The organism is Blastococcus sp. HT6-4 (assembly GCF_039679125.1).
Taxonomy (GTDB): domain Bacteria; phylum Actinomycetota; class Actinomycetes; order Mycobacteriales; family Geodermatophilaceae; genus Blastococcus; species Blastococcus montanus.
This window is the reverse complement of sequence record NZ_CP155551.1, coordinates 3,426,792-3,438,777: the sequence shown is the minus strand read 5'-3', so window position 1 is coordinate 3,438,777 and position 11,986 is coordinate 3,426,792. Positions and strand designations below refer to the sequence as shown.

Here is an 11,986-nt window from a genome sequence, read left to right as displayed (position 1 = left end):
GGCCGGATACGGTGGCCGGACCGCCCACCGTCCTCGAGGGAGAACTTCGCTCATGCCCGACCGCTCGATCCTCGACCTGTTCCGCCTCGACGACCGCGTCGCCGTCGTCACCGGGGCCTCGTCCGGCCTCGGGGCGGTGTTCGCCCGGACGCTGGCCGAGGCCGGGTGCGACGTCGTCCTGGGCGCCCGCCGGGTCGACCGGCTGGCCGACACGCAGCGGGCGGTGGAGGCGACCGGGCGGCGCGCGATCAGCGTGGCCACCGACGTGTCCCGGCCCGAGGACTGCCAGGCGCTCGTCGACGCCGCCATGGCCGAGTTCGGCAAGGTCGACATCCTGGTGAACAACGCGGGGGTCGGCACCGCGATGCCGGCGACGCGGGAGGCCCCCGAGCAGTTCCGGCAGGTCATCGACGTCAACCTCAACGGCTGCTACTGGATGGCCCAGGCGTGCGGCCGGGTGATGCAGCCGGGCAGCTCGATCGTGAACATCTCCAGCGTCCTGGGGCTGACCACCGCGGGCCTGCCGCAGGCGGCCTACGCGGCGAGCAAGGCCGGGCTCGTCGGGCTGACCCGGGACCTGGCCCAGCAGTGGACCGGCCGCAAGGGCATCCGGGTCAACGCCCTGGCGCCGGGCTTCTTCACCTCGGAGATGACCGACCAGTACCCCGAGGGCTACCTCGAGTCGCAGCTGTCCCGGGTGCTCGTCGGGCGCAAGGGCGAGCCCGAGGAGCTCGCCGCCGCCCTCGTCTTCCTGGTCAGCGACGCCGGTGGGTACGTCACCGGCACCACGATCCCGGTCGAGGGCGGGATGCTCACCAGCTGAGCGGTCCCACGGCGGCGGGGCCCGGCGCCGGGCCCTGGGGCCGGACGGGTGGCGTCGCCTCCCGGGCAGCGTCGTGCTGCCCGGGGGAGACGGCGGCGGCTGCCCGCGGCGCGGCTGCGGGCCGCAGGCCGGCGCCCGGGCTGTCCGGCCGACGGCGCTCGTCGCCCGGCGCAGCGACCGCGGCCTGCTCCGGCGGGGCGGGCCGCCCGAGGTGGTAGCCCTGCCCGTACCGGACGCCGAGCGACTCGAGGGCCGCGAGCTCGGCCGGCGTCTCGATGCCCTCGGCCACGAGGTCGAGGTGCAGCGTCTGCCCCAGCGCCACGATCGCCCCGATGACCGCCCGGTCCTCGGAGCTCGTGGCGACGCCGTCGACGAAGGACTTGTCGATCTTGAGGATGTCGATGGGGAAACGGCGCAGGTAGCTCAGCGACGAGTACCCGGTGCCGAAGTCGTCGAGGGCGAGCCGCACGCCGAGGGCCTTGAGCTGCTCGAGCTTGTGCGTGGTCCCCGTGGTGTCCTGGGCGAACAGCGACTCGGTGATCTCCAGGGTCAGCCGGTCCGGGGCCAGGCCGGAGGCCTGCAGGGCCTCGGTGACGTCGTCGACGAGGTCGGGGTGCTGGAACTGGCACACCGACACGTTGACGCTCATCCGAGGCGCCGCGCCGCCGGGCTGCTGCCAGGCGGCGGCCTGGCGGGTGGCCTCCCGCAGGATCCACCGGCCGATCGGGACGATCAGGCCGCTGTCCTCGGCCAGGGTGATGAACCGCGCCGGCGGCACCAGCCCCCGCTCCGGGTGCTGCCAGCGGACCAGGGCCTCGTAGCCGTTGATGCGGCGGGAGGCGAGATCGACGATCGGCTGGTAGTGCAGGACGAGCTCGTGCCGTTCCAGCGCCTGGTACAGGTCGGCCTGCATGCGTTCGCGGTCGAGGTGGTCGGCGTGGTGACTGGGCTGGAAGACCTCGCACCGGCCCTTGCCGCTGGTCTTGGCCACGTACATGGCGATGTCGGCTGCGCTCAGCAGACCGATCCCGCTGGCGGCGGCGCTGGCCGTGGTGGCGAGCCCGATGCTGAGGCTGGCGCGGACCGCGCGGTCGACGACGAGCACCGGCTCGCGGAGCACGGCGAGGATGCGCTCGGCCACCCGCGGGGCCATCTCGCTGCTCTGCGGTCCACCGATGAGCACGGCGAACTCGTCGCCGGCCAGACGTGCCAGGGTGTCCCCGGGCCGCAGGCAGCCCCCGACCCGCTGGGCCACCACCCCGAGCAGTGCGTCACCGCCGTCGTGGCCGAGCGTGTCGTTCACCGCCTTGAGGTTGTCCAGGTCCAGGAACAGCACCGCCGCGGGGGTGCCGGCCTCGCGCTCGCGTTCCTCGGCGGCGCGCAGCCGCTCCATGAACAGGGCCCGGTTGGGCAGGCCGGTCAGCGGGTCGTAGAACGCCTGGGTGCGCAGCTGCTCCTCCAGCTCCCTGCGGTCGCTGACGTCCCGGGTGGTGAGCACCACGCCGTTGACGGCCGGGTCGTCGCGGAGGTCGTTGACCACGGTCTCCGTCCACCGCCAGGACCCGTTGCGGTGCCGCATCCGGACCGCTGGGCAGGGCGCCAGGGAGAGGCCGCGGGCGACCGAGCGCAGCTGGTCGCGGAAGGAGGTCGCGTCCTCGGCGTGCACGAGGGTGTGGATGTCGGTGCCGATGAGCGTCCCGGGCGGGTAGCCGAGCACCCAGCCGACCGACGGCGTCTGGTAGGTGATCGTCCCGGAGGGGTCGACGACGGTGATGATGTCGGAGGCGTTCCGCACCAGCGAGCGGAAGTGCTCCCCGGCCTCCAGGGCGTCGAGCAGGCTGTTGAAGGCCTGCGCGGTCTCCCCGAGCTGGTCGTCGGAGTCGACGCGGATGCGCTGGGACGTCGACTGCGACCAGTCGCCGGTACGGCTCGCCTCGGCGATCCCCTGCGCCACCGACCGGAGGTGGCTGCTGAGCACGGCCAGCCGGCCGCCGACGAGGCAGCGGCACAGGGTGTAGCTGAGCGCGCCGACGAGGAAGCCGGCGCCGAGGCAGGCCGCCTTGAACAGCGGGCGCTCGGCGTACTCGGCGGGCACGCCGAGGCCGGTCGCGAACGGTGGGAAGACCAGCCCGACGGCGATGCCGAGCCCGATCATCCAGACTGCCAGGTCCCAGAAGACGCGCGACGTCAGCCGGAATCCCCGCTGCCGCCGGCTGACGGTGGCGACCTCCGTCGGTGATGGGCTCATGCCCGGTTCCTCGTCAGCCGGTGGCGGCGCGTTGAGCCCACCCGCCCAAGATCACCTCAAGGGGTTGGTGCAGGTCCGGCCGCCTTTTGCGCTTGAGAAACCCCGGCCCGCGGCCGATGGGATCACCATGCACGAGGCGAGTGACACGAAGCCGGGCCCGCTCGTCGGCGCGGACGTCCAGGTCCCTGCGCGCGACGGGCGGCTGTCCCGCTACGTCGACCTGGACGCCGCCGCGACCAGCTCCGCCTCCGTCCGGGTGGTCCAGGCCGTCCAGGACCTCCTGCCCTGGTACTCCAGCGTGCACCGGGGGGCGGGTGCGAAGTCCCGCTACACCAGTGCGCGGTACGAGGAGGCGCGGGAGAGCGTGCTGCGTCTGGTGGGGGCCGACCCGCGCACGCACGTCGTGGTGTTCACGCGGAACACCACCGAGGCGCTCAACGTGCTGGCCTTCCGGCTGGACCTGCGGCCCGAGGACGTGGTGGTGACCACGGCCGTCGAGCACCACGCCAACCTCCTCCCGTGGCGCCGGCACGCGCGGCTGCGGGTCGTCGACGTCGACTCCCGGGGGACCTTCGGCCCGGAGCAGGTCGTGGCTGCGCTCGACCGGCGCCCGGTGCCGCGCGTCCTGGCCGTCACCGGGGCCTCGAACGTCACCGGCTGGGTGCCCGACCTCGGTGCGATCGCCACCGCCGCACGCGACCGGGGGGTGTTCGTGGTGGTCGACGGCGCCCAGCTGGCACCGCACCGGCCCATCGACATGACCGCGCTCGGCGTGGACGCCCTGGCGATCTCCGGGCACAAGATGTACGCGCCCTTCGGCTCCGGGGCGCTCGTCGCGCCGCGGCACGTCTTCGGACGTGGCGAGCCGCTGCTCGTGGGCGGCGGCACGGTCAAGGCGGTCTCGTTCGACGACGTCGTCTGGGCCGACGCGCCCGATCGCGAGGAGGCCGGATCGCCCAACGTCCTCGGCGCGGTCGCGCTCGCCGCCGCGGCCGACGAGCTCCGGGAGGACTGGCCCGGCCTGCTGGCCCACGAGCGGGCGGTGACCGAGGCGCTGGACGCGGAGCTGAGCACGGTGCCGGGGCTGCGCCGGTACGGACCCACGTCCGGGGACAGGCTGCCGGTCGCGGCCTTTGACCTTGACGGTGTCCCGCACGGGCTGGTGGCGGCCCGGCTGTCCGCCGAGTACGGGATCGGCGTGCGGAGCGGCTGCTTCTGCGCCCACCCGTACATGGCCCGGCTGCTCGGCCTGACCGAGGCCCAGGTGGACCAGTTCCACCGGGATGCGCGGTCGGGGGACCGTCGGCTCCCCGGCGCCGTGCGCGCCAGCGGCAACCGCGCCACCTCGCTCCGCGACGTCGCCGTGCTCGGGGACGCCCTCCGTGCCATCGCCGCGACGCCGGAGGCCGCGCTGCGGTACCGGGTGGACGTGCACGGGGACCACGTGCCGGTCGACGGTCCGGACCGAGCGGCCCCGGGCCTCGACCGCGTCCCCACGGAGCTGGCGTCGAGCCCGTCGGCCTGACGAACGTCGGCGACTGTGCTGCCCGCCGGGCGACCACCTGCATCCACCCCGGAACGACGGACGCCCGGACCCACGGTGAGGGGGTCCGGGCGTTCGGGATGTCCCGCGACGTCACGGAGTGCCCCCGGCAGGATTCGAACCTGCGCACCCGCCTCCGGAGGGCGGTGCTCTATCCCCTGAGCTACGGGGGCTCGTGGTGGGGCAGCAGAGAAGTTACCAGCCCGCCACGACGGCGCCGACGGCGGCTCCGCGGCGGGTCAGGGCGCCGGGAGCGGGGTGCCGCCGCGGCCCGTGAGCATGCGCGTCATCGTCACCGTCTCGGCGCCCTGCGACTGCTCGATCGACCGCGCGAGCTCCTGCACGGCCCGCTCCTCGGCGTGCTCCGCGGCGTAGCTCGCCATGTCGAACCCGCCCTGGTGGTGGCGGATCATCAACTGCAGGAACTCGACGTCGAACGCCGTACCCGACAGGCTCCGCAGGTTCGCCAGCTCGGCCTCGGTGGCCATGCCGGGCATGAGGCCGCCCATGTCCGCGTCCATGTCGCCCATGTCGTGGCCGCTGTGCGCGTCCTCGCCCATCCACGCCATCATCTCGCCGCCGGTCGGCGGGATGCCCCACAGGGACAGCCAGCCCTGCATGCGGCCGGCCTGGTTGGTCTGGGTGGCGGAGATGTCGAAGGCCAACCGCTCCACCTCGGGGTCGTCGCTGCGGTCGTCGACGAGGTTGGCCATCTCGACGCCCTGCAGGTGGTGCAGGGACATGTCCCGGGAGAACCCGGCATCCACCGAGTCCGCCGCCGGATCGGCGTCCCGGCCGATCCCGAGCGCGACCGCCAGCCCGCCGCCGAGCAGCACGAGGGCGACGGCGATGACGGCGAGCAGCACGACGCGCAGCGGGCTGCGCCGGGCGGGCGTCGGGTCGGTCACGAGCTCACCTCCGTGGCGGGACCGCTGATCAGGGCGCCGAGGTCGTGCCGGCGTCGCTGTCCGCCTCGGTGTCCGCCGATGCACCGGCGTCACCGGCGAGCGCCGGGTCGGCGATGAACTGCGGGTTCTCGCAGGTGGCGCCGGGCTCGGGGAACTCGCCGGGCGCGTAGGTCATCAGGTCGGCGAACTGCCGGATCCGCTCGTCGTCGGCGCTGTCGACCTTCAGCTGGTCACCCCAGGACTGCACGCTGACGGGGGAGTCCTGGCCGACGTACGGCGAGAGCATCCGGCCGGACTCGCCCTCGACCAGCTCGGCGAGGGTGGCCACGTCGGCGTCGGAGACCTGGTCCGGGTCGTAGGTGATCCAGACGGCGCCGTGCTCCAGGCTGTGGACGGCGTTCTCGTGCCGGATGTCGACGTCGTAGACGGTGCCGGTGCAGTCGGCCCAGACCGGGTCGTGCGGGCCGCCCACCGGAGGGGACTGCTCGTAGTCGACGGGCGTGGTGACGTGCTGGCCGGCCTCGTACTCGTAGCTCGCGGTGCCGGCGATCTCGTCGATCGAGTCGACCCTCGACGCGTCGGCCTGCTGCACCTCGACGACGGCGTAGGTGATGACGGCGCCGGCGAACAGGACGACCGCGATGGCCGCGGCGATCAGGCCCCAGGGACGCTGCTGGGCCACGACCTGCGTCGGCGGCCGGTTGCGCCCGCCGGTGCCGCGCCCGCCGGACCGGGTGGCCCCGCCGGAGCGTCGGCTGCTGTCGGGCGTGCGGTCCTTGGCCAAGGCCTCTCCTCGTTACGGGGCGCGTCCGCGCCGGCGCGGTCGGGGCCCGGGCAGGCCCCTCGTACCGCGGGCGAGTCTAGGTCGCGAGCCTGTGCGGAAGCTGGGAGCCGGGCGGCCCGGCGGGCCGCCCGGAGCCGGTCAGTACGCTCGCCGGGTGACACCGGAGCAGCTGCAGGACGTCGTTCGTACCGCCGTGGCCGCGGTCGTCGAGCGAGGCGCGCTGCCCGTCGAGGTGCCCGCCGACGTCGTGATCGAGCGGCCGAAGAACCCCGAGCACGGCGACTACGCCACGAACGTGGCGCTGCGCCTGGCCAAGCCGGCCGGCCGGCCGCCGCGGGAGGTCGCCGACCTGCTGGCCGGGGAGCTGCGCGCGCACCCGGGCGTCGCCGGCGTCGACATCGCCGGGCCGGGCTTCCTCAACATCACCCTGGCCCAGGGCGCGCTGGGGAGGATCGCCGTCGACGCCGTGACGGCGGGGGAGGCCTACGGCCGCACCACCACCCTGGCCGGGCAGCGGCTGAACCTCGAGTTCGTGTCGGCCAACCCGACCGGCCCGGTGCACATCGGTGGCACGCGGTGGGCCGCCGTCGGCGACGCCATGGCCCGCCTGCTGCAGACCAGCGGCGCCGACGTGACCCGCGAGTACTACCTCAACGACGCCGGAGCGCAGATCGACCGGTTCGCCCGGAGCCTGCAGGCGGCGGCGAACGGCCGGGACGTGCCGGAGGACGGCTACGCCGGCAGCTACATCGGCGACATCGCGGCCGAGGTCGTCGCGGCCGAGCCCGGCCTCCTCGGCCGGCCCGAGGACGAGCAGCTGCGGGTGTTCCGCGCCCGGGGCGTGGAGCTCATGGTCGCCGAGATCCGCAGCACCATGGAGAGCTTCGGGGTCCACTTCGACGTCTGGTTCTCCGAGACCTCGCTGCACGAGAGCGGCGCCCTGGAGAAGGCGGTGGCCCTCCTGCGCGGGCAGGGCCACGTCTACGACGCCGACGGCGCGGTGTGGCTGCGCACCACCGACTTCGGCGACGACAAGGACCGCGTCCTGGTGAAGGCCGACGGCGAGCCGACCTACTTCGCCGCCGACTGCGCCTACTACCTCGACAAGCGCCAGCGCGGGTTCGACAAGGTCGTGATCATGCTCGGGGCGGACCACTCCGGGTACGTCGGGCGGTACAAGGCGCTGGTGGCCGCGGCGGGCGACGACCCCACGACCCACCTCGAGATCCTGATCGGCCAGCTGGTGAACCTGCTGCACGGCGGCGAGCCGGTGCGGATGAGCAAGCGCGCCGGCACCGTGGTCAACCTCGAGGACCTGGTCGACGCGATCGGCGCGGACGCCGCCCGGTACGCGCTGGCGCGGGCGTCGGTCGACCAGCAGATCGACATCGACATCGACCTCTGGACCCGGAAGACCAACGACAACCCGGTCTTCTACGTCCAGTACGCGCACGCCCGCATCTCCTCGGTGCTCCGCAACGCCGCCGACCTCGGTCTCGCGCTCGGCGACGCCGGCGACGTCGACGTCGCCCTGCTCGGGCACGAGCGGGAGAACGACCTGCTGCGCGCGCTCGGTGACTTCCCGCGCGTGCTCACCACCGCGGCCGAGCTGCGCGCCCCGCACCGGGTCGCCCGGTACCTCGAGGAGCTCGCGGGCACCTACCACCGGTTCTACGACTCCTGCCGCGTGCTGCCGCGCGGCGACGAGGAGGCCGGTCCGCTCACCACCGCGCGGCTGTGGCTGTGCGCCGCGACCGCCGTGGTGCTGCGCAACGGCCTGGCCGTGCTCGGTGTCTCCGCGCCGGAGCGGATGTGAGAGCGCACCCGGCGGGGCCGCTGCACGGGACCATCACCCCGCCCACGGCCGCCGGCGCGCCGCCGGCCGAGCTCGGCGGGCTCGACCCGCACGTGTGGCCGCGGTCGGCCGAGCGGATCGACGGCGAGCTGCACCTGGCCGGCCGCCCGGTCACCGAGCTGGCCCGCGCGCACGGCACGCCGCTGTTCGTGCTCGACGAGGCTGACTTCCGCGGCCGGGCCGCCGAGTTCGCCGAGGCGTTCGCCGGCGCCGACGTGCACTACGCGTCCAAGGCCTTCCTGTGCGGTCAGGTCGCCCGCTGGATCGCCGACGACGGCCTGCGCCTGGACGCCTGCAGCGGCAACGAGCTGGCGCTGGCGCTGGCCGCCGGGTTCCCGGCCGGGCGGATCGCGCTGCACGGCAACAACAAGTCGCTGGTCGAGCTGCAGCTGGCCGTCGACGCCCGGATCGGGCACGTCGTCCTCGACTCCTTCGACGAGATCGACCGGCTGGTGCCGCTCGCGGCGGCGCGGGTGGCCGCCGACGGCGGCCCGGTGGGGGTGCTGATCCGCACGACCGTCGGCATCGAGGCGCACACCCACGAGTTCATCGCCACCGCGCACGAGGACCAGAAGTTCGGCTTCTCCCTCGCCACCGGCGACGCGCTGGAGGCCGCCCGCCGGGTGGTCGCCGAGCCGGCCCTGCACCTGGCCGGGCTGCACAGCCACATCGGCAGCCAGATCTTCGACACCGCCGGCTTCGAGGCCGCCGCGCACCGCGTCGTCGGCCTGCTGGGCGCCGTCCGGGACGCCACCGGCCAGGTGCTCGGCGAGCTGAACCTCGGTGGCGGCTTCGGCATCGCCTACCTCCCCGAGGACGACCCGGTGAGCCCGGCCGACGTCGCGGCGAAGCTCCGCACCGTGGTCGCGGCCGAGTGCGCCGAGCTGGGGCTCCCGGTCCCGCGGCTGGCCGTCGAGCCCGGGCGGGCGATCGCCGGGCCCGGCACGGTCACGCTCTACGAGATCGGGACCATCAAGCCGGTGCGGCTGGGCGCGTCCGGTGCGCCGGGCACGCCGCTGGTGCGCAACTACGTGTCGGTCGACGGCGGGATGAGCGACAACATCCGCACCGCCCTCTACGACGCCGCGTACACCTGCGTGCTGGCCAACCGCACCTCCGACGCCCCGCCGGCGCTGTGCCGGGTGGTGGGCAAGCACTGCGAGAGCGGCGACATCCTGGTCCGCGACCTGTGGCTGCCCTCGGACGTGCAGCCCGGCGACCTGCTCGCCGTCGCCGCCACCGGCGCCTACTGCTGGTCGATGGCCAGCAACTACAACTACCTGCTCAAGCCTCCGGTGGTCGCCGTGCGGGACGGCGTCGCCACGGAGATCGTCCGACGTCAGACACTGTCCGACGTGTTCGCCCTCGACGCGGTCCTCGCCGACCGCCCCGCCCCCTCGCCGGCCATCGACCAGCCGGCGCCCGAGCACCCCGCGGGAGCGACCTCGTGACCGGACCCCTCAAGGTGGCCCTGCTCGGCTGCGGCACCGTCGGTGGCGCGGTGCTGCGCGTGCTGCAGGAGCAGGCCGGTGATCTCGGCGCCCGCGTCGGCCGTCCCGTGGAGGTGGCCGGCGTCGCCGTGCGGCGCCCGTCGCACCACCCCGACGTCCCGGCGCACCTGCTCACCACCGACGCCCACGGCCTGGTCACCCGGGACGACGTCGACCTCGTGGTCGAGGTGATCGGCGGCATCGAGCCGGCGCGCTCGCTGATGCTGGCGGCGTTCGAGGCCGGCAAGTCGGTGGTGAGCGCCAACAAGGCGCTGCTGGCCGACGACGGCGTCGCCCTGCACGCCGCGGCCGCCAAGGCGGGGGTGGACCTCTACTACGAGGCCGCGGTGGCCGGGGCGATCCCGATCCTGCGGCCGCTGCGCGAGTCGCTGGTCGGTGACCAGGTGTTCCGCGTCGTGGGCATCGTCAACGGCACGACGAACTACATCCTGTCGCGGATGGCCGAGACCGGCGCCGGGTTCGGCGAGGCGCTGGCGGAGGCCACCGAGCTGGGCTACGCCGAGGCCGACCCGACCGCCGACGTCGACGGGTTCGACGCCGCGGCGAAGGCGGCGATCCTCGCCTCGCTGGCCTTCCACACGCCGGTCTCGGCGGCCGACGTCTACCGCGAGGGGATCGCCACGGTCACCGCCACCGACGTCGCGCGGGCTGCGGAGATCGGCTGCACGGTGAAGCTGCTGGCCATCTGCGAGCGGGTGGCCGGGAACGGCGACGGCGAGTCGGTCGCCGTCCGGGTGCACCCGGCGATGATCCCGACCTCGCACCCGCTGGCCTCGGTCGGCGGTGCGTTCAACGCGGTCTTCGTCGAGGCCGAGGCCGCCGGGCAGCTGATGTTCTACGGCCAGGGTGCCGGGGGGGAGCCCACCGCCAGCGCCGTCCTCGGCGACCTGGTGGCCGTGGCCCGCAACCGGGTCACCGGCGCCCCGGGCCCGGGCGTCACCGGCTACGCCAACCTCGCCGTCCGCCCGATGGCCGAGACGCCGACCCGGTACCACGTCAGCCTCGACGTGGCCGACAAGCCGGGTGTGCTCGCCGCCGTCGCGCAGGAGTTCGCGCAGCACGAGGTGAGCATCTCCACGGTCCGTCAGACCGGCCGCGGCGACGCCGCGACGCTGGTCCTCGTGACCCACAGCGCCCCGGACGCGGCGCTGTCGGCCACCATTGCCGCGCTGCGGGAGATGCCCGCGGTCCGGGGAGTCACCAGCGTCCTGCGCGTGGAGGGGTTGTCATGACGGTCTCGTCGATCGTGTCCCCGGGCTGGCCGGGCCTCATCGAGGCCTACCGGTCCCGCCTGCCGGTCACCGGGACCACGCCCGTGGTGACCCTGCAGGAGGGCGCCACCCCGCTGGTGCCCGCGCGTGAGCTCTCCCGCCGCACCGGCTGTGAGGTCTACCTCAAGGTCGAGGGCGCCAACCCGACCGGGTCGTTCAAGGACCGCGGGATGACGATGGCCATCACCAAGGCCCTCGAGGAGGGCGCGCAGGCGGTCATCTGCGCCTCCACCGGCAACACCAGCGCCAGCGCCGCGGCCTACGCCGCCCGGGCGGGCATGACCTGCGCCGTCCTCGTGCCGCAGGGCAAGATCGCGATGGGCAAGCTCGCCCAGGCGCTCGTGCACGGCGCCCAGCTGCTGCAGGTCGACGGCAACTTCGACGACTGCCTCGCGCTGGCCAGCAAGCTGGCGATCGACTACCCGGTGAGCCTGGTCAACAGCGTCAACCAGTACCGCATCGAGGGCCAGAAGACCGCCTCGTTCGAGATCGTCGACGTGCTCGGCGACGCTCCCGACATCCACTGCCTCCCGGTGGGCAACGCGGGCAACATCACCGCCTACTGGCAGGGCTACCGCGAGTACTGCGCCGACTCCGACACCCCCGGCCCGGCCTCGCGCACCCCGCGCATGTGGGGCTTCCAGGCCGCCGGTGCGGCGCCGATCGTCACCGGGCAGGTCGTGGACAACCCGAGCACGATCGCCACCGCGATCCGGATCGGCAACCCCGCCTCCTGGACCAAGGCGCTGGCCGCCCGCGACGAGTCCGGCGGGCGCATCGACGCCGTCACCGACCGCGCGATCCTCTCGGCCTACCGGTTGCTGGCCCGGAGCGAGGCCGTCTTCGTCGAGCCGGCGTCGGCGGCGTCGGTCGCCGGCCTGCTGCAGGTGGCCGCCGCCGGGGAGCTCGAGCCCGGCCAGCGGATCGTCTGCACCGTCACCGGCAACGGGCTCAAGGACCCGGAGTGGGCCATCTCCGGCGCACCGGCGCCGGTGACCATCCCGGTCGACGCCGCGGCGGCGGCTGCCCAGCTCGGCCTGTGA

9 protein-coding genes and 1 tRNA gene are annotated in these 11,986 nt (G+C 74.2%); 6 read left to right on the top strand and 4 right to left on the bottom strand.

What is annotated here, in order from left to right; genetic code table 11:
• The first annotated feature begins 52 nt into the window (after positions 1 to 52).
• Entirely contained in the window at positions 53 to 823 is a 771-nt protein-coding gene (locus tag ABDB74_RS16330) for an SDR family oxidoreductase (RefSeq protein ID WP_346619813.1), read from the top strand.
• On the opposite strand, the gene ABDB74_RS16325 is transcribed toward ABDB74_RS16330, so the two are convergent.
• Positions 813 to 3,071 (bottom strand): EAL domain-containing protein, encoded by a 2,259-nt coding sequence (locus ABDB74_RS16325; protein WP_346619812.1) that lies wholly within the window; start codon positions 3,069 to 3,071, stop codon positions 813 to 815. The two genes, ABDB74_RS16330 and ABDB74_RS16325, sit on opposite strands and share 11 nt — an antisense overlap.
• 127 nt (positions 3,072 to 3,198) lie before the next feature.
• Between ABDB74_RS16325 and ABDB74_RS16320 the strand changes: the two genes are divergently transcribed.
• On the top strand, positions 3,199 to 4,596 hold the full coding sequence (locus tag ABDB74_RS16320) for an aminotransferase class V-fold PLP-dependent enzyme (RefSeq protein WP_346619811.1): 1,398 nt from the start codon (positions 3,199 to 3,201) through the stop codon (positions 4,594 to 4,596).
• A 119-nt stretch (positions 4,597 to 4,715) separates the two neighbouring features.
• Here ABDB74_RS16320 and ABDB74_RS16315 read toward each other — a convergent pair.
• The 3 genes from ABDB74_RS16315 to ABDB74_RS16305 all read right to left on the bottom strand — a co-directional run bounded on the left by ABDB74_RS16315 (position 4,716) and on the right by ABDB74_RS16305 (position 6,306).
• A tRNA-Arg gene (locus tag ABDB74_RS16315) sits at positions 4,716 to 4,787 on the bottom strand.
• Positions 4,788 to 4,853: 66 nt separating this feature from the next.
• Positions 4,854 to 5,522 (bottom strand): DUF305 domain-containing protein, encoded by a 669-nt coding sequence (locus tag ABDB74_RS16310; protein WP_346619810.1) that lies wholly within the window; start codon positions 5,520 to 5,522, stop codon positions 4,854 to 4,856.
• Between the two features lie 28 nt (positions 5,523 to 5,550).
• Positions 5,551 to 6,306: a DUF3105 domain-containing protein gene (locus ABDB74_RS16305; protein ID WP_346619809.1), complete on the bottom strand. Its 756-nt coding sequence runs from the start codon at positions 6,304 to 6,306 to the stop codon at positions 5,551 to 5,553.
• Between the two features lie 154 nt (positions 6,307 to 6,460).
• Here ABDB74_RS16305 and argS point away from each other — a divergent pair, with 154 nt between their 5' ends.
• Genes argS through thrC form a run of 4 tightly spaced genes read left to right on the top strand, consistent with a single transcriptional unit; the run spans position 6,461 to position 11,986 of the window.
• A complete protein-coding gene (argS, locus tag ABDB74_RS16300; RefSeq protein WP_346619808.1) occupies positions 6,461 to 8,122 on the top strand; it encodes an arginine--tRNA ligase in 1,662 nt (553 codons plus the stop codon).
• Complete coding sequence (lysA, locus tag ABDB74_RS16295; protein WP_346619807.1) at positions 8,119 to 9,612, top strand: diaminopimelate decarboxylase; 1,494 nt, start codon at positions 8,119 to 8,121, stop codon at positions 9,610 to 9,612. Before argS ends, lysA begins: the two co-directional genes overlap by 4 nt.
• Entirely contained in the window at positions 9,609 to 10,904 is a 1,296-nt protein-coding gene (locus ABDB74_RS16290) for a homoserine dehydrogenase (protein WP_346619806.1), read from the top strand. Before lysA ends, ABDB74_RS16290 begins: the two co-directional genes overlap by 4 nt.
• Complete coding sequence (gene thrC, locus ABDB74_RS16285) at positions 10,901 to 11,986, top strand: threonine synthase (RefSeq protein ID WP_346619805.1); 1,086 nt, start codon at positions 10,901 to 10,903, stop codon at positions 11,984 to 11,986. Before ABDB74_RS16290 ends, thrC begins: the two co-directional genes overlap by 4 nt.